The sequence below is a fragment of the Psychrobacter sp. APC 3426 genome, from assembly GCF_030408035.1.
Lineage (GTDB): Bacteria > Pseudomonadota > Gammaproteobacteria > Pseudomonadales > Moraxellaceae > Psychrobacter.
The window spans coordinates 19,721-43,111 of the sequence record NZ_JASDCF010000016.1 but is presented as its reverse complement, the minus strand read 5'-3'; the positions used below and the strand labels follow the sequence as shown (position 1 = coordinate 43,111).

Below are 23,391 nucleotides of genomic sequence, written 5' to 3'. Positions count from 1 at the left end.
TTCAAATAATAGCGTTATAACTATTATAATGTGCTACTAGAGTAAATTTTCCTTGCTTGCTGTGCCTACGCAGACAGAGGCTGCGGAAAATGTACTCTAGTAGCACTGTAACTTATTTATAATGAACTGACTGTATTTCGTCTATGTTAATAGTAGATGCTGCTCGATAATAGTCGCTAAGAGGCGAGCCGCGACTTTACAGCTGCGCGAATCAACATCAAAGGTCGGGTTAATCTCGGCGATATCAGCCATCTTTACTTTGTTTGACGCCATGATAAGTTTGACCGCGCGCTCAACGAAGCTCAGCTCAATACCATAAGCTGCTGGTGCACTGACACCAGGAACGACGCTCGATGGCAAGCAGTCCATATCAATGGTTAAATAGACTACATCAACGTCGTTAATAAATACTTCTATTTGAGCCGCAATTTTTTTCCATTTCTTATTGGTGCAATCTTCGTCACTGATGATATGAACACCTAACTGCTCAGCACGGTCGAAGAGCGCGGCAGTATTGGAAAACCGACTGACGCCGATACAGCAATAGTGAAATGGCTGACCCTGTTCATCAAGGTGCTCGGCAATCTGGCGAAATGGCGTACCAGACGTGGCGACATCAGATTGGCGAATATCTAGATGCGCATCAAAGTTAATCACCCCGATGCTAGGCATTGTGCTTGCATGGCTTTCAACATGGATTTCAACATTATTTTTGACATCATTTTCAACATTACTTTCGATATTGTTAACGTCATTAGTGGGCTGATCGGTTTCTGATGACAGCGCCTGCCATAATCCTAAAAAACTGCCGTAAGCGATGGCATGACCACCACCAAGTCCAATGGGCAGCCCGCCTCGCTGAATAATATCACTTATCTTATCGGCATATTTTACTTGGGCTTTTTCAAGAGTGCGCTCGGCAAAATCATCATTATCATGACAATGGATATCACCAGCATCACCTAGTAGAGTTGGCAGTTGACCCTCATAGCGTTGTTGTAACTCAGCGATGACTGGCAGCGCCGCAAGTGCTTGGCGAATCAAGGGCGGCGCAGCTCGTGCACCCACGCGTCCTTGATTACGTCTGACACCTTGGTCACAAGCGAACCCGACCAGTCCAATGCGCTGACTGGTGCTATCAAAGGCATAAGGCTGCGCTATTTGATACCAGTAGCGGGCGCGCGCAGACTCAAACGGCTCTGCACGTCCTGTCCACCGACTCATATCAGCTGCGGTGTGGCTTACGGTTGTGCCAGTCCCAGACTTTGATATGCTCATCGCCAATCTCCTTTTGTATTTAGAGTGATACCTTTTATTTAGACTCATACCAATCACTACGCAGTGACTGCCAATATTCGGTGAGCGTGCCATCTAATACCAGTTGCTTTGCGGCTTCAATATCAGGGGCTAGGTAGCGATCTTTATCATAAAAAGTTACTTGCTCGCGTAGTTTCTGATGCGCTGTCTGTAACGGCTCTGAGGTATCTAGTCCACGATGGAAGTCGATACCTTGACCAGCAGCCAATAGCTCAATACCAACGATGGTAGCGGTATTTTGCGCCATCTCATATAGGCGGCGCGCACAATAGGTTGCCATCGATACGTGGTCTTCTTGATTGGCAGAAGTTGGAATGCTATCAACGCTGCCAGGATGGGCGATAGACTTGTTCTCTGAAGCTAGCGCCGCTGCGGTCACATGGGCAATCATAAAGCCTGAATTCACCCCCGCATTATCCACCAAGAATGGCGGTAGGCCACCTGACAAGGTTGCATCAATCAATAAAGCCACACGGCGCTCAGACATAGAGCCAATCTCGGCTATTGCCAATGCTAAAATATCTGCAGCAAAAGCAACTGGCTCAGCATGGAAGTTACCACCTGAGATAGCCATTGGGCCATCATCGTTAGTGAAAATCAGCGGATTATCGGTCACCGCATTAGATTCAATTAATAAAGTCTTGCCTGCTTGGTTGATGATATCAAGGCAAGCACCCATGACTTGTGGCTGGCAACGTAAGCAATAAGGGTCTTGTACTCTATCGTCTTGCTCGCCATCATGGGAGGCGCGGATAGCACTGCCTTTAATCAGCTGACGATGCGCTTTGGCGATTTCGATTTGACCATGATGACCACGTACTTCATGTATACGTGCGTCAAATGGGGCATCCGAGCCTTTGGCAGCATCGATAGACATAGAGCCGACGATGGTGGCTGTCTCAAGTAAATCTCGTGCTAAAAAATAACCCCGTAATGCCAGTGCCGTTGAGACCTGCGTACCATTGATAAGGGCAAGACCTTCTTTGGCTGCTAGGGTAATGGGCTCAAGACCATGCTGCGCTAATGCCTCAGCAGCGGGTACTTTTTTGCCGTCAACATAGACATCGCCTTCGCCCATCATGGCCAGCGTCATATGCGATAAAGGTGCTAAGTCACCAGAGGCCCCAACGGAGCCTTTGGCCGGAATATTTGGCGTAATTTGATTATTAATTAAGCCAAGTAAGCTATCGACCACAGCGCGGCGGACGCCAGAGACGCCTTGCGCTAAACTGGCAACTTTCATCACCATAATTAGCCTGACCACGTTGTCTGGTAGGGCCTCACCCGTACCCACCGAGTGAGAAACGATAAGGTTACGCTGCAGTAGCTCAAGTTGATCGTCACTGATACGGGTCTTTGCTAATAGGCCAAAACCGGTATTGATACCATAAGCGCTTTTATCACGCGCAATAATGGTACGTACATCTTCATGCGAGGCATCTATCGCCTCATAAGCACTGTCAGGTAACGTCAATATGACAGGTTGCTCATAAATATCGCGCAACATCTCAAAGCTTAATTGGCGTGGGTGTAGTGTTAGTTTTTTGATATCAGTCATGCGATTCATCCTAATTTTATGAGTTATATTAATTGTATTTTTTGTTGTCTATACATTTTAGTTTATGCGTTGTTGTTTATAAACAGCTAAAGGCTATGTTGTCTAAATTTCTTTAACTAATCCCGCTTGTTTCAGTCGGTCTAACTAATCCAGCCCAAATATATCGCTAAATGTCCAAAAGGTGCAGCGATTAGAATGCTAAGCACCACTCGCTCAAACCAAATAATGACCATCTTAGGTACTGACAGCGGTATCTCAGTTGCCAATACACAAGGAATCATCGCTGAAAAGAACAGTACGCTACTAATCGAAACTACGCCTGCCACATAACGGGTCAAGACCTCAGCTTCCGTTAGCAGGAGTGCAGGCAAGAACATCTCAGCCAATCCCGCTGACATACCTTTGGCAGCAATTAGTGGCTCGGGCATACCGGTTACCCAAGTGAATGGATACAAGAGCAAACCTAGCGCATCAAAGACTGGCGTATATTTGGCTAGTAAAAGGCCTGTCAACCCTACCGCGATAATAGAAGGCACAATCGCGGCTGCCATCGTCAGGCCATCTCGAAAGTTCGACCACATAATTTGTTTGAGGTCAGTCGCACGGCGCGAAGTAGCCAGTCCCAAATGATAAGCTGCTGCTAAGCGATTGCCTTGTTGGTTTTCCAAGTTTGGACGCTCGACGCTATCATCAAAACCCCGGATAGGCGGAATACGTGCGGTAATGGCAGTGACAATAAAGGTAATAATCAGTGTCGACCAAAAAAACAGATTCCAAAACTCCATTAAACCGAGCGTTTTGGCAACGATGACCATAAAGGCCGCCGACACCGTAGAAAAACCAGTTGCAATAATGATGGCTTCACGAACCGAATATTGATTTTGCAAATAGACCCGGTTGGTAATGAGCAGCCCAATAGAGTAACTGCCAACAAAGGACGCAACGGCATCAATCGCTGATGAGCCGGGCGTTTTCCAAATCGGCTTCATAATAGGCTGCATGAGCACCCCAAACATCTCCAGCAAGCCAAAACCGAGCAAAAAAGCGAGGATTAATGCGCCAATAGGGACAATCATGCCGACTGGTAATGCCAGTTTTTCAAACAAAAACGGCAACATGTCCTTTTCCATGATGATAGCAGGCGCCATATCAGTGATATACATGATGGCGAGTACCAGCCCAATAATCTTAAAGGCGGTTAATATCGTATTGGTAATATTTTTACGCCATGAACCATCGTAAATGGGTTTGCTAACGCCATAAATCATCAGTAAAAACAGTAAAAACACCGCAAGGGTGTGCTGCTGAGTGACTAGATAAGTTGCCCCGTGATCAAATAAAATGGTGCTCTTTTCACCAATAGTGAAGGGCACAAAGAACATCACCAGACCAATAGCACTAAATATGATTAGCTGTATTAGCGCTACAGGTTTGGACAGCAGCTTTTCAGGCGGCGGGCTAGCAGGTGCTGGACTGTCTAGAGGCGTTCTAGGCACGGAGCTGCCTGGGGGCAAAATATCACGTTCAGACATATTATCGTCCTTGATAAAGTGTTGATGATGTCCTTATATCATTTGGGCATATAAGGACAAGGGCAAGCTATTTAATCATCGGTAGATTTAAGCCATATTCTTTGGCTGTTTTAATGGCCAGCTCATAGCCTGCATCCGCATGACGCATAACCCCTGAGCCGCAATCATTGACCAGTACTCTTGCTAAGCGCTTGGCAGCGGCATCTGTGCCATCAGCGACGATGACCATGCCAGAGTGCTGCGAGTAGCCCATACCCACGCCGCCGCCATGATGCAATGACACCCAAGTGGCGCCGCCTGCGACATTGAGCATGCCATTTAATAATGCCCAGTCAGATACAGCGTCTGAGCCATCTTTCATACTTTCTGTTTCGCGGTTTGGGCTGGCAACAGAGCCAGTATCTAAATGGTCACGACCGATAACGATAGGACCTTTTAACTCACCACTTTTAACCATTTCGTTAAATGCCAAGCCTGCTTTATCACGTTCACCAAGACCTAACCAGCAGATACGCGCTGGCAAGCCTTGAAACTGAATGCGTTCTTTAGCCATGTCTAGCCAGCGATGAATATGCTGATTTTCAGGGAACAACTCTTTAATTTTTTGATCGGTTTTGTATATATCTTCTGGATCACCTGATAATGCGACCCAGCGGAATGGACCTTTACCTTGGCAAAACAGTGGACGTATATAAGCAGGAACAAAACCTGGGAAATTAAAGGCGTTTTTTACCCCTTCATCAAAGGCAACTTGACGAATGTTATTACCATAATCAGTCGTTGGGATACCCATTTCTTGTAGATCTAGCATGGCCTGTACGTGTATTGCACAAGACGCGGCGGCATCTTTGGTTAAGGCGGCATGTTGGTCCGGATTTTCTTGTGCCGCTTTCCATTCTTCAACTGTCCAGCCACTTGGCAGATAGCCATTGATTAAGTCGTGAGCGGAGGTTTGATCAGTTACCAAGTCAGGTTTTATCTCGCCTGCATTGGCACGCTTGACCATCTCAGGCAAGATATCCGCTGCATTACCAAGTAGTGCGATAGAGACGGCTTCACCCGCATCCGTATGCTGCTTAATCAGCTCATAAGCATGGTCAAGATTGTCGGCTTGCTTATCGACGTAACCAGTACGCAAACGGAAATCAATACTAGACTGTTGGCACTCGATGTTTAAAGAAGTCGCGCCCGCAAAGGTCGCGGCTAATGGCTGTGCGCCGCCCATACCACCAAGACCAGCGGTCAAAATCCAACGTCCTGCCCAGCTGCCGTCATAATGCTGGCGACCTGCTTCTACAAAAGTCTCATAAGTGCCTTGGACAATACCTTGAGTGCCGATATAAATCCAGCTACCGGCAGTCATTTGACCATACATAAATAGGTCTTTGCGATCGAGCTCGTTGAAATGCTCCCACGTCGCCCAGCGGGGCACAAGGTTGGAGTTGGCAATCAATACACGCGGCGCATTTTCGTGAGTCTGAAAGACGCCAACCGGTTTGCCTGATTGCACCAATAAGGTCTCATCGTCTTCTAATTCTTTGAGTGACGCTAGGATTTGATCATAGCTTTCCCAGTTACGGGCTGCACGTCCGATACCGCCATACACAACCAAGCTTTTTGGGTTTTCGGCCACATCAGGGTGTAGGTTGTTTTGCAGCATGCGATAAGGCGCTTCGGTCAGCCAGCTTTTGCAATTGAGCTTACTGCCAGTCGGCGCAGCAATGTTGCGACTCTCATCACGACGCGTAAATTCATTACTGTTGTTGGTGCCATTGTTGCTTATTTCATTGTCGGTAGTCATGATCATATCCTTTTGATTATCTATACAGTTTGCTGGTGACATTTTGGTAGTAGCATTATTGGGTATAATGAATAAGTTGTATATACAAATTATCAAAGATTATTTTTTCATGCAAGCATTTTTTTATAAATAGTTAAATTATTTATGAAGTTGCTTTGTTAGATAGGCTGTTCTCATGGTGATTATGATAATGGTCATGATATTATGTTGGCACTTTTACAGCTGCATACCTGTATAGTTGCAGTCGGCGGTTGAAGACGAGCATGACAAAGGTGAAACGTGACATGACAAAAGCAGTCCCAGCATATCAGCGGATTAAAAACGCAATATTGGATAATATTCATTCTGGAAAATGGCAGGCGGGCGAAGCTATCTCCACCGAAATGGCGTTGGCAGAAGAGTTTGAAGTATCTCGAATGACAGTAAACCGTGCTTTAAAAGAACTGAGTGAGGAGCGGGTGTTAGAGCGCAGGCAAGGGTCAGGGACGTTTGTTGCACAGCAGCAGTTCAATCATACCTTTGTAGAAGTGCGTAATATTGCTCAAGACTTAAAATCGGCCAATCGTGACTATCAGGCACAAGTGCTGAGCAAACGCGCTATTACTGCGAGCATGTTAGATGATGAGATGCGCCGTAAATTTGGTATTGATGAAGCGGTTGTATCTACTAATGCAAATGAAACTGATAGCACTACTAATAGCACTGAGACGGCTATTTTGTATGAAGTAAAAGTCATTCATTTCGCTGACGGTCAGCCGATACAATTTGAAGAGCGTTGGGTAGATGCGACAAAAGTACCAGAGTTTATCGAGCAAGATTTTAGCGTGGTGAATACCAGCGACTACTTGATTGCTGAAAGTCCACTCGAGCGTGGTAACTATACCATTCGCGCCTTAGCAGCACCTGATGAGATTGCTGAGGCGCTACAGATTGCACCGCAGTCACCGACGTTAGTACTGCGCCGCCAGACTTATTCGGCAGGAGAAGTATTGACCTTTGTGAAGATGTGGCATGCAGGGAATCGTTATCAGTTTTCAGGAGAGTTATAAGCTTTTTTTATAGCTATGTCGATAATGATTTTTGAAGAAGTAACGCATACAAGTGAGGTTAGTAACCAAAGCAAGTAGTGATATAATGCCGCGATAATCGATAATTTATGAAAGGTTTACATTATGGCTCGTACCGCTAGCGCATTACACATTTTAGTAAAAGACAAAGAGATGGCCGAAGACATTATTGCCAAGCTCAAAAAAGGCGCGCAGTTTGATGTGCTGGCAAAAAAGCACTCAACCTGCCCATCAGGTAAAAAGGGCGGTAGCTTAGGTGAGTTTGCAAAAGGTCAGATGGTACCGGCATTTGATAAAGTCTGCTTTAACGGCGAACTATTCACCCCACACTTAGTGAAAACCAAATTTGGCTGGCATGTGGTTAAGGTGCTTTACAGAATGTAAGCATTGAAATCGAAGTCGGAGTCGGAGTTTTGTAGATGTCTTGGCACGATATGATGAAAAGGGTATATCAAAGATAGTAGATACATAGTTATAGGATTCAAAGTCAAGCTATCTAAAGTAAGGACATTAAAAACATGGACATCGAAAGCGGCACCGTTAATCAAATAGACATTATCTATGAAGATGAGTTTCTGGTGGCAATCAACAAAGAAGCTGGTCTATTGGTGCATCGTAGTTGGCTGGATAAAGGCGAGACGCGCTTTGCCATGCAACTCACCCGTGATGCGGTAGGGTGCCATGTATTTCCGGTGCATAGGTTAGACAAGCCTACGTCAGGCGTGTTGTTGTTTGCCAAGAGCTCAGCCGTGGCACGCAGCCTTACCGAGGCTTTTGCGGAACACAACGTTACCAAACAATATTTAGCCGTGGTGCGCGGCTTTATGGCAGACCAAGGAGTCGTTGATTATGCATTGAGCTTTAAGCCCGATGCCATCGCCGATAAGTTTGCTGACTTGGACAAACCCGCTCAAGAAGCGGTGACTCACTGGCAGAGCTTAGCACAGGTTGATCTACCATTTGCAGTATCAAAAAAGCATGACACCACCCGCTATAGCCTGGTGCGCTTAACACCGGAAACTGGGCGCAAGCATCAGCTGCGCCGGCACATGAGACATGTATTTCATCACATCGTGGGTGATACCAGCCACGGCGACGGACGGCACAATCGATTTTTTCGTGCTCAATATGATTGCTCGCGCATGCTGCTACATGCTCAGAGTTTAGCGCTTAGTCATCCGGTCACTGGTGAGCCATTATTGATAAGAGCAGGATTAGACGATCAATGGATGCGCATTTTGGAAGCGTTTTCTTGGGTAGATAGCGTTGAAGGTTAGGCAGTGTCAGATTTAGCATTTATCTGAGGGAATCATATCATTTGAACATTCACTTACTCGCGAGACTATTTCTCTAAATATTACTCCACATAGCGTGTTCACATAATGCGAAAAACCAACTATCTTTCGCACGCATATAAAATATATCAGTAGCTATCTCAATAGACGCCCAGTAAAAAGCCCCTGTAGCATACGGCTTACAAGGGTTTTCTGGGGCGTCCTAATATTTTGTAGCGGTAAAGACAATTACCAACTGAGTCAGGATTAATATCATCATCTGTAATTTCAGTAAAAACACCAGATTAAGGCGCTGGTTGAATGTCTAGTTTAAATTCCCACGAGGTCGCCGTCGTCGCCGTACTATCAGGATAATTGATCTTATCCAAACGCACACGCGCATAGCTGTTACCTTCGGCGGATCTAATGAGCGCGCCTTGAGCACTATCAACCGGTTTGGCGTTTAGCTGATGGGTCATGCCATTGTAGGTGTACCAACCAAAATCTAGGTTCGGATAGTTGCCAGTATACGCAGGGTTGAGATCCGAGCCTTTACTGTCAATCACCCAGCTTCTGGCGCTTAGCGGCTTGTCGTAGTCTGCTGTGCTGGTAAGGTCGGCTAAGGTTGCTGCACTACCATCGGTGATAAACTGACCAGTTATAGGCTCACCTTGTGCGTCATAATATCCTGCTGGTGTGGCGGCAAGATAACCCCCAATCTTACCACTGCCCGAATCCCCACCATTTAAAATCACATCATTACGCTTAAAGCCAATTTGCCAAGCGCTGTCTTTATCGGTGCTACTTTTTCCTGTGCTTAAATCAAAATAGACCCAGCTATCATTGTCCGAGGCATCGATGGTTGTCGTCTGTACCTTATTCGGTAGCGCCGTATCAATCCAGCGAATGGTTGGGTAGCCAGATTTTCCAGCATCATTATAGTAGTTGGTAATCTGCAAGGCATAGATCGGCTGCTGGACGCTGCTGTCTGTCATGGCGCTACTATTGTCTGTAGTGACAAGATAGACGCGATTGTTCGGGTAGAGCTGATGGTTGCCTTTTAAGTTGTACTCAAACCAAGGCTGTGCATCAAATATACCGCCACTACGGTCTTCATTGTAGTGCATGGTGATGTCACGACTGGTATCAGGGTCTTGAGTTGCATTGTTATAAAGACTCAGATCTGACCAATCAATTAAGCCAAAGACGCCACCCAAACCTGCGCCAGAATCACCGCTATTTGACCAAAGCTTGACCGAACGCGCTTGGTTATCAAACTTGATATCCCATTTATCTTCGTCACACGAGCTTTCAGCTTTGGCATCAAAGTCATAACAGGTCGCGGTATTAGGTGCTAGATTGGTGACTTGCCAAGTTGCCGTTTCGCTAAAGCTGGCTGTGCTAGTAGGCGGTGTACTATCACTATTTTCGCTGCCATTACTATTCGAGTCATCACTGCCGCCCCCGCAACCAGTCATGCTGAGTGCTAAAATGCTGCAACTGAAAAATAATGCCAATTTGGTCGGCTTGGTATTCACTAATGGGATAATTGGGGTCATATCAGCTTCCTTGATGGTTGTCGTTTTATATAAAATGTGAAAAATAGCAGTGTAAATACAACTGCTTTAGGGTGATTGTCAATACAAGGTTTCTTACCAATGGTAACTGGCGCCAAGTAACCACTCACGATTATCAATGGGACGATAGTCACTGGCATCGGTGACATCTCGCTGTACGTCAAAGATGTTATTAATCGCCGCGTACAAGCTTAAGTTTGCGGTTGCGTCATAGTTGAGCTTGCTATCGAGCGTCCACCAAGACGGTGAATACACTTGTTCGCTGGTACTAATCAGCTGTTTGGATTCATAATTGAGGCGCGGGATCAGCTGTAATTTGTCATTGATTTGATAGTCTAGTGCGAGCATCGCTTTGTGATTGGGCTTATAGGTCAGTTCGGTATCCGTCACATTGTTATGCGTCTTGAGGTAAGCGTAGCTGGCTTGCAGTTTTGCGCGCTCGTCCATTTGCCAGTCAATACCAATATCACCACCATAAGTTTTGGCGCTATCAACGTTCATATATTTATAAATGGCGATGTTACCGTCAAAGGTAGCGTTGTCCTCATCGGTTTGGATCAGATCGTTCACTTCATTATAAAAACCATTCACTGTTAAATTAACACTATCGCTCAGCTGACCTTGATAGCCGATTTGGTAACTGGTTGAGGTTTCAGGCTGCAAGTCAGCATTGCCCATGACTTTATAGCCCAAATTGCTGTGGTCAAAGACGTAGTAGCGTTCTTTTAGGTTGGGCACGCGATAACCACCGCCAATACTGCTTCGAAAGACATGGTCGCGACCGCTCGCATCCAAATGGTTGTATTTGAGTGATACCTTTGGCGCCGTATGGCCACCAAAGTCCTCATCGTTTTGATAGCGAATACCACTCAACACTTCCCAGTTATCGCCGATCAGCCAATCATCTTGTAGATACAGCTCACCGACATCACGGCTGACGTCATCGCTGATAAGCTCGCTGACTTGGTTTTTCGTTTGGCTCAACTTGTCTTGCTGAACCTGACCGCCGACTTGGATAAGATGAAGGTGCTTATCGGATAGCAATAGCTCAGGTAAGTCGAGCTGGGCTTGCGCCAACGTCGTACTAATCTCTGTATCACGGGCACTAGTGATGGCTTGCTGTGTTTTAGTATTGGATTCGCTTTGATATTCCTCATGCAGCGCTTGAGCGGACAATCGATAAGTCTTGCTGCGATCATCGACATGCGGCGCGATATCAGCGCGTGCACCGATACTAAAGCGCTGCTTGCTGATGTGCTCATCTCTTTGCTGTGCCAAATAGCGCGGCGCGACATAATAATTAAAGCGACTAATATCGTCTTCTTTATAGTGGCTGGCTTCTAGCCAATATTGAGAATTTTTGACCAGTCGGCTATCGTTGCGGTCATTGTTATTACCTGATGTGTCGTTACCGTCAGGGCGGTAGCTGAGGCGGGCACTGACTTGTGATTGCTCGCTGGCATCTTTTAATCTGGGCCATGCTTCATGGTCTAAGCTTAAGCCATCATTGTCCAGATACGAGCCTGATAGACGCGCGTGAAAGCGCTGGTTTTTATCTAACGCCCCTTCCACGCTGGCTTCTACATAGCGCTTATTGGCATCTAACTTTTTACCTGATGGATTTTGCTGGCCATTGCTGGCAATCTCGGTGGTGATATGTCCTGTCGCTGTGCCAATGGGTTTGGTGATGATATTAATGACACCGCCCATGGCCGCGCTCCCAAACTGCGCTGACGCCGCTCCTTGCACCACTTCTATTTGCTCGATATCCATATTCATGTATTGATTCAAGTTTACCGTCGAGCCAGTGCTGGCGGTGATGGGTAAACCATCAATCAATACTAATACTTGATCACCGCTAAAGCCTTGCATGCTGACCTCGTAACCTGTTTTGCCATGGACTTCGCGTAAGTAGACGTTGGGTAAGAGGGCCAGCGCTTCTTTTAAAGTATGAGCATGGTTGTCCTCGAGTTGTTGGCGGCTGAGCACTTGTAGGGAAACTGGTGCATCACTCAATGCACGCTCAGAGCGTGTGGCCGTTACCACGATAGGATCTAAACGTATGCTTGGCATGGCTGCAACGCTTGTAATATTAATATTAGATTCTGTAAGAGGCAGCGCTGCTTGGACTGAAACTGGCGCCAAAGTACACAATGCTAACGTCACACTCATGGCTAATTTGCTACGACGCAACTGTAGCGGATGGGTGTGGTGTAATCTTGTATGAATCAAAGGAAGTTGAGACGCTAAAATCGACATAAATAAAACAACCATCGTAAAAGTAAAAAGTAAGAGAGTCGCACTGCCAAAAGACTTTGTGCTTCAAAAAAAGCAATCTGAAGCGACCGAGTTATCGTTTTAATGCTTAAAGGTTTTGTTGCTTGATTCATTCCTTTGAGTAATAAAGCCTAGCTATAATATTTCAAAAGATAATGATTATCAAGATATAAATGATAATTATTATCGTTTACAAAATGAAAAAATATTGTCATAATAATTTCCGTTCAAGATCGTTTAGCAGAAACAGTAAGCGGCAGTGATGAAAAATATTGTATTGATAGCAAGTCTCTTAGTGAAGTTTCGATAAGAAATGCTGTTTCAAGTACCTGTTGTATGAGCTGTCACCGCTATTTCAATATATTCATCTTTTAAATTAATGAAGCTATGCTGATTGGTTTTTTATTACCAACTATTTTATGGAGCGCACTATGAGTCACCCGTTATCTTTAAGCAAAAAAAATACTGAGTTGTGGAAACAGTACCAAGCGTTAAAAGCAAAAACGCCGATGCTGTTTCCGACAGAAGGGGCGGCTGCATTGGGGGTCAGCGAATTTGAGCTGATGTTGGCATCACCCTATAGCCAGTATATTGGTGATCAGTGCAGAGCCGTTTTAAAGCAGTTTGAGACGTTTGGTGAAATGGAAAGCATCGTCAGAAATGAGCTGGCCGTGCATGAAAAAACCGCGTCTTATCACAACCTTAAGCTTGGCGAAAAAATGGGTCTTGCACTCAACGTGGGTGGTCTAGATTTACGATTTTTTATGTGGCAATGGCAGCATATGCTGGCGGTAATTGATACCAGTCGCACGGATAAGCCATCTTATAGTATTCAGTTTTATAACGGCCAGGGTGCTGCTATCGATAAAGTCTATCTGCGAGAGTTAAGCGATGAAACTATCAATCGATGGCAAGCGATGATTGAGGAGCAGCAGCAAAAGGTGAGTAATGTGACGCTAACTTTAGAGGCACAACAGCCGGTAAATGACTGGCGTTACAAGGCGCTGAGCGAGGCGGGGCGCACACAGCTACAACAAGGCTGGCTGGCAATGACAGATGTACATCAGTTTCATTCATTATTAAAAAATCTCGATATAGATCGTGCTAGTAGCTACCGTCAAGCACCAGAACAGATGACGCAGCAGCTTGATATTAGCGCTATCGAATCGGTTTTTGAGCAAGCGCGTGATGCCAAATGTCCGATTATGATATTTGTCGGTAATAGCGGTCTCGTACAGATTCAGACTGGCACCGTACAGACGCTGAAGCGCATAGGGGATTGGTTTAATATTTTAGACAAAGACCATAATAATTTTACACTGCATCTCAAAGATAAGGCATTGGCGCAAGTGTGGAGCGTTAAGCGTCCGACCAAAGACGGTATCGTCACTTGCATTGAAGGGTTTGATCGTCATGGCGTTAGTATCTTTAGCGTGTTTGGGCAACGTATTGAAGGTACGCCTGAGCTTGAAGAATGGCAGCAGATCGTTGCTAATACGGTACAAAATCATTCATATACAGAAGCCCCAGCGTCAGTGGTAATGGCTGAAGCCGAGAATACGTAAGACCGTCATAAAAACATCAGAAAATTTTTAGGATACTGACAATTACATAACAGCTAAGCCACAGCTGTTATGTGAGCTATTTTGAGTCCTTAATGAACGTTAGTGCTCCTTTCAATAGTGTCATCTTTTAGGTTAGCAAATTAGGAATAATTATGTCTTCTGTATTATCAAAAATAATATTAACGAACAATTTGGTTATAAATACAAAATTTGCCACTCGTACGATCAGCAGTGCTGTCATCATTGGGTCATTGGCAGTGCCATCGCTTTCTGCTCAAGCTTATGAGCGTATCGTCGCTATGAGTCCCGATGTCGCCGATGTGGTTGTGGCGCTAGGAGCGACCAATAAGCTGGTGGGCAAAGATGCGACCAATAACAATCCAGCGTTAAAGAATGTACCAACCGTGGGTCTGCATCGTAATATCACCGCCGAGTCAGTGTTAGCCGTTAAGCCAGATCTGGTACTCGGCAGTTATATGGTACAGCCGGCAAGTATTTATCAGCGGCTAAACGGCTTAAAGGTTAAAGCTGTCAATGTCGCGCCCAAAGAAGAAATCAGCACCTTTGCAAGCAGTATTAAATCTATCGGCAGTTACGTTGATAAAAAATCTGCCGGGTTGCAGCTTGCAAATCGTTGGCAGGCAGAGATGAGCCCAATGGCAAAAACCGGTAAACGCTATCTGCTAAGTTACGATGGTCGTATCGTTGCAGGTAAGGGCACGGTAGGCGATGAGTTGATTCGTCGTGCTGGTGGAATTAATGCGGCAAACGTTTCGGGGTTAAAACCTATGTCGCGTGAAGGCTGGCTGGCAGCCAAGCCTGATGTCATCATTATTGCTGATCACAATCAGGCAGTGGTTGGCGGTGTCAGTCAATTTAGTAAACGTCCAGAGGTTGCGGCCAGTGCTGCTGGTAAAAATGGAGGCGTACACTTTTGGCCAGCCGACGACTTTTTACGATATGGTCTGAACTCACCGCAAGTCTTAAAAAAGCTGAACGCTGTAGCAAGATAGCCTAAGTAAGCAATAACCTCCCTTATATTCAATAAAACGATATCTCACATGGCAAATACGATTTCCGCTTCTATCCCTATACAAACTGGAAAATACAAACATAGCATCTATTATATTGCCGCTACTGTCGCATCTGTGCTGCTAATTTGGTTGGCGCTTGGTATTGGCTTTGGCGAATGGTCAAGCCCTAGCCATCTTGACGATACTATCTGGCAGCTACGCTATCCGCGTGTGGTGACGGCATTGTTGGTTGGTATGGCATTATCAGTTAGTGGTGCAGCATTACAAGCTTTATTTGAAAACCCTTTAGCTGACCCAAGTTTAATTGGTACATCAGGTGGCGCAGCGCTTGGTGTTGTTTTGGTTCTGGCACTGGGGTTTGGGGGCATTGGGATACCGTTTGCTGCGTTTACCGGAAGCGTATTGGTATGCTTGTTTATTCTTGCTTGTCATCGGTTTTTGGGTGGCGGTCAGATGGGCTTGCTGATATTGGGATTTGTGATCAGCGCTTTTTGTGCAGCTGTGGTTAGCCTAATTTTATTCATGTCTGATGACATGGTGCTGCGCTCGGCGACCAATTGGCTGTCAGGAAGTATGGCAGAAGCGGGCTTTGTGCCACTGCGTTATTCAATTATTTCTATGATCTTAGGGCTGGCTATTTTATTGCCATTAGGTCGGCAGTTGGACGGGTTGATGTTAGGTGAGGCAGCTGCTAAGTCCTTGGGTATCAAGGTGGGTGTGGTTCGTTGTTTGGTTGTGATTGCTTCGGCGTTACTGACAGGGGCAGCGGTGTCTTTAGCAGGTGTCATTGGTTTTATTGGTATGATGGTGCCAAACCTGCTGGCCATTCTGTTTGGTGGCGGACGTATGCGCCTCATGGTTTGGTCTGGCTGGCTTGGGGCGATATTATTACTCGTCATTGATGGCACAGCTCGGCATGTCGCTTATCCAGTGGATGTTCCAGTTGGCATCGTCTTAGCGTTACTTGGCGGTCCATTCTTTATTTGGCTGTTTGTGCGTAGTGGCCGCCGTTAATCGAAGAAGGTATTTATGTTTCATTCATTTTTTACCGCTACATCAAAGACATCACCAGTGAATCGAGACAGTCGTATGAATAGTAGTAATATCAAAGGTAGTGATGCAGGCGAGTTGCTATCGATGCAAGATATTCATATCTCGCACGGTCATAAAACATTGTTAAAGATAGACAAACTAACCGTGCCAAGCCAAAAACTGGTCGCCTTTATCGGACCCAATGGCGCGGGTAAAAGCACGTTGCTGCATACGGTCTTGGGACAGCATACGGGAACCGCGCTTAAAACAGATGGCCATATTCTGATTTACGGCCAGCCGATCAACGAAGTCATGAATCACGGCCATATCGCTTGGGTTGGACAACATGAGCGTTTTGAGCTGCCGCTTACGGTACTGGATTATGCCCTATTAGGGGTCTCACCAAATCTTGCTTGGTATCAGCGCCCAAATAGCAATCATGTTGAGCGCGCGCAACACTTACTACAGGATTTTGAATTATTAAGTTTGGCCAGTGCTCGCGTGCAAACCTTATCAGGTGGTGAGAAACAGCGTTTGGCTATCGTGCGTGCGCTGATGCAAGATACTGATATTATGATGTTTGATGAACCGACCAATCATCTCGATATCCGCCATCAGCGCTTCTTACTTCATTACTTGCACAATCTGGTGCGACAGCAGCGCAAAAGTATATTGGTTGTCCTCCACGATTTGACCCATGCACATCGCTATACTGATGAGGTAATTTTGTTAAATGATGGACAAATTGTTGCGCAAGGAACACCAGTTGAGGTAATGACACGTTCACAATTAAGTGATGTTTATGGTGTTGATATCAAAGTACATCAAACTGAGGATGGTTCAGTATTTGTATAGATTTTATAACGAGATCGAAATTGTTTTTCTATAAAGGCTCTTTGTCCTACCTGAGGAGTAAGAATTGAGCTTTATAAGCTTTATTTTGCGGTGTATTTTAATGCTAGCTTCAGCTTCTCGCTCTAAATATGCTGTACACATTCAATTAAATATTCCTTTACTGCATTAAATAGTGGATCAATTAACCGTCTTTCAGGACAAATCAAATAGAGCGGATAGGGGGCAACTTGCCAGCCATCTAACTCAATCTCAAGCAGTCGGCCTGTTTTTATATCAGCTGCGACATCTAGACGTGACTTTAGCGCTAAGCCATGCCCCAATATTGCCCAGCGTCTGACTACATCACCATCTTTGCTACGTCGATTGCCCGATACTGCGACATTGATTTGCTTACTTTCTCGCTCAAACGTCCAATCGCTAAAATATTTATCATTGTGCCCAAGACAGAGACAATTACGCTCAGTCAAATCTTTTGGTGTCTTTGGTTCGTCATATTCTGCTAAATATTCTGTCGCGGCACAAAGCACGGGACGATTGTCCAAAACGATGGGCAATGCTACCAATGAAGAATCTTTCGGGATTCCATAACGCAGTGCCAAGTCAATCTGCTGTCCATATAAATCCACATGACCATCAGAGACATGCAACTGCAAACTCACTTTGGGATGAGTATCCATAAACGTATCAAGCCAAGGTAGCACCCAGTTGCGCCCTAAATCTGAAGGCGCTGACAACCTTATCGTACCGGTTAGCTCAGCATCATTATCATGCAGTCCCGCATAAGCATTATCCAAAATTCCCAGCGCATCCTTACAGTGTTGCAAAAACTGTTCACCCTTGCTGGTTAAGCGTAGCTTGCGCGTCGAGCGGATAAATAATACGGTATCGATATCATTTTCTAAGCGTTTAATAGAGGCACTACTGCTGGCGAGAGGTCCATATGACGCGCACATGCAGACAAGCTGCCCATCCGTGCTGTCTCTATAAAAATACGTAAATCTTGTAGATTTTTCATGATTTCATCTTGTTGAGATATTTAAAATGGGAATATCTAAAACTAAATAGAATGGTTTGATTGGTTATTTTATTGTCTTAAATATAACAAATAATAGCTTAAGTAACCGCTTAAAAATCAGCCACTTTCAAAATAATATTGAAAGTGTTTTCGGGTATAGCCACTGTTTGAATCACAACACTTTCATTACAATGGGCGCTATTACGATGGATAAAATAGAACACACATCCAAAATTTAAACAGTAGCTTAACTAACAACTCAAACAATAAGGACAGCTCATGACTAAGACTATTTTAATTACTGGCAGCACTGATGGCATTGGCAAATTGACGGCTTTAAAACTGGCAGAAGCTGGGCATCAAATGTACTTGCATGGTAGAAATGCCGACAAACTTGCCAGTGTCATTGCAGAAGTCAAAGCGGTAGCGACAGGCGCAGCAGTAGATAATATCGACGGGTTTGTGGCTGATTTTTCTGATCTAACCGATGTACTCAAGATGGCAGCAGAAGTGAACGAAAAGCTGCCAAAGCTTGATGTGCTTATCAATAATGCAGGGATTTATACCACCGCATCGCCAACGACCAAAGACGGATTGGACGTACGCTTCGTGGTCAATTATCTAGCGCCTTACGAGTTAACCAACGCCTTGTTACCACTGCTTAAAAAGTCTAATAAAGCTCGTATCGTAAACCTAAGCTCAGCGGCTCAAGCTCCCATATTATATAAGGCATTTGCAGGACAAGACCGTCTCGCTGATAAAGATGCCTACGCTCAAAGTAAGCTGGCACTAACGATGTGGAGTATGGATTTAGCCGACACAGTCGCGGCAGATGACATCAATGTAATCGCTGTCAATCCAGGCTCGCTACTCAATACAAAAATGGTCGATGAAGCTTATGGGCAACATTGGTCACCAGCGGATAAAGGAGCGAACATCCTAACTGAACTTGCCATCTCGGATGAGTTCGCTGACGATACTGGTAAATATTTTGATAATGACATTAAAGATGGCGTCCATGGTGACGCAAGAGGGGAGTTCGGACAACCGCATGCAGACGCTCTAAATAAAGAAGCTATTGCAGAGCTTGAACGCCAAACTCAGACAGTATTGCAGTCGATTTCATAATAGCGACAAAAGCTGCACCAGTAACGTCATCCTAAAAATAATTTGGTGGTGTTCTAAAAAGTATGCTGGCGCTAAAAGTCAATAAGAAGTCTATGCTAAGTTCTCTGATTATATATGGCTTTTAAAGCTTCAAAAATTGTTCAAATTTTGATCAGCATACTTTTTGACACACCACCCTAAAATTTATTCAATTTTTTAATCAGCATGCTTTTTGATGCACCTCCCTTTTTCGATGTAACGGTCGCGAGCAACGATTAAAAACTCCCCAGCCATAGATGACTTGGCCGGCTGTCCATGTAAGGTAGTTGTTTGCTGCTGCCATCAGCATACGAATGGTGCGCTCTTTAATATCAGGTGTGTAGTTTCGTGCTTTCATCGTCTTGTTCTCTAAGAAAGCTCAGTCTCTAATAATCCCGGGGTGGTTCACTTTTTTGAACGTTTTAGCGACATAAGGTTGTCTAACCTTTATTTTTTCATCGAAATGTCATAACTGACAGATACACTGCTGACCTATCCAAGATAAATAATTAAATTTTAATCATAAGCGATTAGGTGAGTGGATATGTTAGAGCTAAGACACGTTACAAAGAAATATGATGATAAGGTGATATTCGAGGATCTTTCACTCAAAATTAATAAGGGTGAGATAGTCTCAATCTTAGGGCCATCCGGCTGTGGTAAGACCACTTTATTGCATATGATTCTAGGTTTAACTAATATCAATGGTGGCCGAATTGCCTATAACGGTGAAGATATTACCCGCGTCTCTATGAGACAAAGAGGCTTTAATATTGTCTTTCAGGATTATGCCTTATTTCCCAATCTCAATGTCAAACAAAACATCGAATACGGTCTGCGTAACAATCCTAGTGTCAGTACACAACAAGAAGTCGATGAATTGATCGATTTACTCGATATTAAGGCGCATCTAAATAAGCGCATTCATCAGCTATCAGGCGGTCAAAAGCAACGTGTTGCGCTGGCACGTACGCTGGTCATGAAACCCAAAATATTATTGTTAGATGAGCCTTTGTCGGCATTAGATGGGGTGATTAAGGAAACCGTCAAAGAGCGTATTCGTGAGATTGCCGTGCGCTATCAGCTGACTACTTTAATAGTCACCCATGACCCAGAAGAGGCGATGACGTTATCTGATCGCATCTTACTGCTATCAGATGGCAAAGTGGCGCAATTCGCTGAACCCGCTGAAATCATACACAATCCTGCTAATGATTTCGTCACCAACTTCATTCTTAACCAGCTCAATATCAAACGTCGCAATATCTTAAGTTTATTTGCCAACGGTATATCTGAAGCTGATCCGCTAAGTAAATACACTCAAGCCCAAAACTATGGACAGTATGAGGCCGATATTAGCCCCCGTCATGCTGATTCTAAAGCCATCACTGTCCATGATAAGCAAAAGTCAAAAGATACTGTGAAAGGCTGATTTTGTAGAAGCTTACAGTGACTGAATCGGCAACTGAGATACTGACTATAGATGTCTCTCAGTAAAAACCTGACCATTTGATTGTTTTGGACGTTTATGAAGCTTAGTAATCCACCCCAAGCAAAAGCCATTTGGCTATTTGTGACGATTTTATTCATCGCTTTTCTGTTTGTACCCTTAGGTAAAATGCTGGCGTTATCATTAAATGTCGGCGATGGTATTGGCTTAGATAACTATAAAAGTATCGCAAGTAGTGATAGCTTTAAACAGGTGATGTTTAATAGTTTTTTTGTGGCGACGGTAAGTGCTCTGAGCGCCACCATGCTCGCTTTCATCTTAGCTTATACCGTGCACTGGACCAACTTACCGAACGGCTTTAAAAAGGTCATTAAAGTCGCCGCCTTATTGCCTATGTTATTGCCAACAGTGACCTATGGCTTTGCTATTATTTATACCTTTGGCAAGCAAGGTTTATTGACGCAAATACTCGGCTTTCAGCTGTTTGAACATATATACGGCTTCCAAGGAATGTGGCTTGGCTATACGATTTATACCTTACCCATCGCCTTTTTATTACTCAACAATACCTTTCAATATTTAGACAAAAAATTCGTTATCGTCTCAGAATTAATGGGAGATTCGTCTTTGCGCCAGTTTGACATGACGGTCATTCGCCCGTTGATTGGTACTTTTGCGGCGGCAATGGTTCAATGTTTCTTTTTAGCCTTTACGAATTTTGGTATTCCAGCGTCTATTGGTGGGCAATATAAAGTCATCGCTATTGAACTTTATACACAAATATTAGGCGCCTCTCCTTCGTTTGAGAAAGGGGCGGTGGTCGCACTGTTCATGCTCATTCCATCGGTACTAAGCATTGCCATACTATGGTATGTCGCGCGCTTTAATATCCGCTACGATTCAGTTGAAAATATCGACCTTCCTACTTCTAAAACCAAAGACCGAGTCTTAGCGGTATTGTCGAGCGCTATCTTATTTTGCTTACTGATGGTCTTTGCGGTGATATTTATCATTCCGTGGATCAAGACGTGGCCTTATCAAATGCAGTTCAGCACAGAAACAGTCAGCAAGGTCTTAGAGTCCGCCAACCTAATGCGGGTCTATAGAAATTCACTGATCGTAGCAGTATTGACAGCTATCTTTGGTACCTTAATCACTTACTTTTCAGCATTGTTGTGCGAGCGCTCTGGTTTATTCAGAATCGGTAAATTCAGTATCCAGAGCTCAGCGTTGGTGACCAACACGGTACCAGGGATGGTCGTGGGTATTGCTTATCTCATGATGTTTTCAGGCTCTGCTGTCGCCAATACCATTTTTATTATCGTGATAAGTAACATCATTCACTACTTCGCCACACCTTATCTAATGAGTAAAAACGCACTGGCTAAAATGAACTTAGGCTGGGAGACGACGGCGAGTTTATTAGGTGATTCATGGTTTACTACACTGCGGCGCATTGTGATTCCCAATTCATTGTTTGCCTTAATCGAGGTGGCGTCCTTCTACTTTATCAGTGCCATGGTAACGATTAGCGCGGTTATCTTTATCTCTGGTGCCAAAACCATGGTGCTTACCACTAAAATCGTAGAGTTACAGCATTTTGCGCGTTTTGATGAGATTTTTATCTTATCGCTGATGATATTGCTGACCAATATCTGCGCGTTGATACTGTTTGCCATTATTCGTCATTTACATAGCAAACGCCTTTACGGTACCACTAAAGTAAAAGACGAGACACTTGTTGTGCCAACGACAGCTTGAGCAGATCAACTGATCGTTATCGACCATACAAATAAGACTTTAATCATTAAAACTCAACAAAATCGATAGGATAAAAAATGCTCTCATTCAAAACGCTAATAATAGGTCTCACGTGCGGCATGATTTTGACTGGCTGTAGCTCAGCTTCTTCAGAGGGCAATAGCGCAGAGGAGGTCATCATCTATAGTAACGCCGACGAAGAAGCGGTAGAAGTCATCCAAGAAGTATTAGATCAAGCGGGCTATGAAGGTCAATATATCTTCCAATCCTTTGGCACCGGTGAGCTTGGTGGCCGTTTATTGGCGGAAGGTAAAAACACAGAGGCAGACTTGGTCACCATGAGCTCGTTTTATTTAGAGAGCGCGCAGGCAAAGCATTCGATGTTTAAGGATGTCAGCTTTGAGGTCAATCCCCAAGTCGCAGTACCTAGCTACTATGCACCCATCTTAAGCTTTACTGGGGCAATTATTTTAAATACCAAAGAGATGGCCGCGCAAAATCTGCCTAGACCAACCAGCGCCAAAGATTTGGCAAAGCCTATCTACCAAAACAAAATTGCTATGGTTGATCCCAATGGCTCGTCTACTGGTTGGTTATTTGTGCAAAACATCACGGCCACGTATGGCATGGATGCCGAAGGACAAACGCTTATGAATCATATTCGCGAAAATGCCGGGCCAAATTTAGAGTTATCAGGATCAGGTCCATTAAAAAAGGTCATGGCAGGTGAGGTGCCCATTGGTTTTGGCATGCGCCATCAAGCCGTCGTTAATAAAGCAGAAGGGCTGCCCATTGATTACATCGATCCAAGCGAAGGTAATTATACGCTGAGTGAATCAGTCGCTGTCATCGATAAAGGCGACAAAACCAATCAGAATGCGATGAAGATGGCTGAAATCATCGTCAAACATGCACGACCACAGCTGCTAGAGGTATACCCGAACATCATCTATGACGGTGAGATTGTTGCATCTGAGAACCAAATCAAAAATGTAAAAACCTATGCAGAGCCGCTTACCGCTGAGTTATTAGATAAGCACAGGGCATTTTTTCATGGCCAAAAGCTATAAGCGTTATAAACAGTGCTCGCTGAATATTAAAATTTAAGATCACGTTATTAAAAATAGAGA

19 protein-coding genes are annotated in these 23,391 nt (G+C 44.6%); 11 read left to right on the top strand and 8 right to left on the bottom strand.

Translation table 11 applies throughout. The features are described from left to right. Window positions 1-141 precede the first annotated feature (141 nt). The 4 genes from QL919_RS09150 to hutU all read right to left on the bottom strand — a co-directional run bounded on the left by QL919_RS09150 (window position 142) and on the right by hutU (window position 6,208). Window positions 142-1,278 carry a formimidoylglutamase gene (locus QL919_RS09150; RefSeq protein ID WP_290189239.1) on the bottom strand — a complete coding sequence of 379 codons (1,137 nt, stop codon included), beginning with the start codon at window positions 1,276-1,278 and terminating at the stop codon, window positions 142-144. A gap of 34 nt (window positions 1,279-1,312) precedes the next feature. Then, entirely contained in the window at window positions 1,313-2,875 is a 1,563-nt protein-coding gene (gene hutH / locus QL919_RS09145; protein WP_290189238.1) for a histidine ammonia-lyase, read from the bottom strand. A gap of 140 nt (window positions 2,876-3,015) precedes the next feature. After that, window positions 3,016-4,407: a YjiH family protein gene (locus tag QL919_RS09140; protein WP_290189237.1), complete on the bottom strand. Its 1,392-nt coding sequence runs from the start codon at window positions 4,405-4,407 to the stop codon at window positions 3,016-3,018. A gap of 67 nt (window positions 4,408-4,474) precedes the next feature. Next, the gene (hutU, locus tag QL919_RS09135) at window positions 4,475-6,208 is read right to left on the bottom strand and encodes a urocanate hydratase (RefSeq protein ID WP_290189236.1); all 1,734 of its coding nucleotides are present in this window, start codon (window positions 6,206-6,208) and stop codon (window positions 4,475-4,477) included. A gap of 284 nt (window positions 6,209-6,492) precedes the next feature. On the opposite strand from hutU, the gene QL919_RS09130 reads away from it, so the two are divergent. The 3 genes from QL919_RS09130 (at window position 6,493) to truC (ending at window position 8,552) form a co-directional block, all read left to right on the top strand. Further along, complete coding sequence (locus QL919_RS09130; protein WP_290189235.1) at window positions 6,493-7,257, top strand: UTRA domain-containing protein; 765 nt, start codon at window positions 6,493-6,495, stop codon at window positions 7,255-7,257. A gap of 123 nt (window positions 7,258-7,380) precedes the next feature. Further along, window positions 7,381-7,659, top strand: a complete 279-nt coding sequence (ppiC, locus tag QL919_RS09125) for a peptidylprolyl isomerase PpiC (protein WP_290189234.1) — start codon at window positions 7,381-7,383, stop codon at window positions 7,657-7,659. A gap of 134 nt (window positions 7,660-7,793) precedes the next feature. Further along, window positions 7,794-8,552 carry a tRNA pseudouridine(65) synthase TruC gene (gene truC / locus QL919_RS09120; RefSeq protein ID WP_290189233.1) on the top strand — a complete coding sequence of 253 codons (759 nt, stop codon included), beginning with the start codon at window positions 7,794-7,796 and terminating at the stop codon, window positions 8,550-8,552. A 302-nt stretch (window positions 8,553-8,854) separates the two neighbouring features. On the opposite strand, the gene QL919_RS09115 is transcribed toward truC, so the two are convergent. Then, window positions 8,855-10,108, bottom strand: coding sequence for an HmuY family protein (locus QL919_RS09115; RefSeq protein WP_290189232.1), 1,254 nt, complete (start codon window positions 10,106-10,108; stop codon window positions 8,855-8,857). Between the two features lie 93 nt (window positions 10,109-10,201). Further along, complete coding sequence (locus tag QL919_RS09110) at window positions 10,202-12,385, bottom strand: TonB-dependent receptor (RefSeq protein ID WP_290189231.1); 2,184 nt, start codon at window positions 12,383-12,385, stop codon at window positions 10,202-10,204. A gap of 449 nt (window positions 12,386-12,834) precedes the next feature. Between QL919_RS09110 and QL919_RS09105 the strand changes: the two genes are divergently transcribed. The 4 genes from QL919_RS09105 (at window position 12,835) to QL919_RS09090 (ending at window position 16,889) form a co-directional block, all read left to right on the top strand. Further along, entirely contained in the window at window positions 12,835-13,968 is a 1,134-nt protein-coding gene (locus QL919_RS09105; RefSeq protein ID WP_290189230.1) for a ChuX/HutX family heme-like substrate-binding protein, read from the top strand. Between the two features lie 152 nt (window positions 13,969-14,120). Continuing rightward, a complete protein-coding gene (locus QL919_RS09100; RefSeq protein WP_290189229.1) occupies window positions 14,121-14,981 on the top strand; it encodes an ABC transporter substrate-binding protein in 861 nt (286 codons plus the stop codon). Between the two features lie 48 nt (window positions 14,982-15,029). Beyond that, window positions 15,030-16,016, top strand: coding sequence for an iron ABC transporter permease (locus QL919_RS09095; RefSeq protein ID WP_290189228.1), 987 nt, complete (start codon window positions 15,030-15,032; stop codon window positions 16,014-16,016). A gap of 15 nt (window positions 16,017-16,031) precedes the next feature. Next, window positions 16,032-16,889 (top strand): ABC transporter ATP-binding protein, encoded by an 858-nt coding sequence (locus tag QL919_RS09090; protein ID WP_290189227.1) that lies wholly within the window; start codon window positions 16,032-16,034, stop codon window positions 16,887-16,889. Between the two features lie 122 nt (window positions 16,890-17,011). On the opposite strand, the gene QL919_RS09085 is transcribed toward QL919_RS09090, so the two are convergent. After that, window positions 17,012-17,842 carry a LysR family transcriptional regulator gene (locus QL919_RS09085; protein ID WP_290189226.1) on the bottom strand — a complete coding sequence of 277 codons (831 nt, stop codon included), beginning with the start codon at window positions 17,840-17,842 and terminating at the stop codon, window positions 17,012-17,014. A 341-nt stretch (window positions 17,843-18,183) separates the two neighbouring features. Here QL919_RS09085 and QL919_RS09080 point away from each other — a divergent pair, with 341 nt between their 5' ends. Next, a complete protein-coding gene (locus tag QL919_RS09080; protein WP_290189225.1) occupies window positions 18,184-19,032 on the top strand; it encodes an SDR family NAD(P)-dependent oxidoreductase in 849 nt (282 codons plus the stop codon). 199 nt (window positions 19,033-19,231) lie between these two features. Here QL919_RS09080 and QL919_RS09075 read toward each other — a convergent pair whose 3' ends face one another. Further along, on the bottom strand, window positions 19,232-19,408 hold the full coding sequence (locus tag QL919_RS09075; protein WP_290189224.1) for a hypothetical protein: 177 nt from the start codon (window positions 19,406-19,408) through the stop codon (window positions 19,232-19,234). Window positions 19,409-19,594: 186 nt separating this feature from the next. Between QL919_RS09075 and QL919_RS09070 the strand changes: the two genes are divergently transcribed. The 3 genes from QL919_RS09070 to QL919_RS09060 all read left to right on the top strand — a co-directional run bounded on the left by QL919_RS09070 (window position 19,595) and on the right by QL919_RS09060 (window position 23,331). Continuing rightward, window positions 19,595-20,482, top strand: coding sequence for an ABC transporter ATP-binding protein (locus QL919_RS09070; protein ID WP_290189223.1), 888 nt, complete (start codon window positions 19,595-19,597; stop codon window positions 20,480-20,482). 96 nt (window positions 20,483-20,578) lie between these two features. Further along, window positions 20,579-22,261 (top strand): ABC transporter permease subunit, encoded by a 1,683-nt coding sequence (locus QL919_RS09065; protein ID WP_290189222.1) that lies wholly within the window; start codon window positions 20,579-20,581, stop codon window positions 22,259-22,261. A 77-nt stretch (window positions 22,262-22,338) separates the two neighbouring features. Continuing rightward, entirely contained in the window at window positions 22,339-23,331 is a 993-nt protein-coding gene (locus tag QL919_RS09060; protein ID WP_290189221.1) for an ABC transporter substrate-binding protein, read from the top strand. Window positions 23,332-23,391 lie beyond the last annotated feature (60 nt).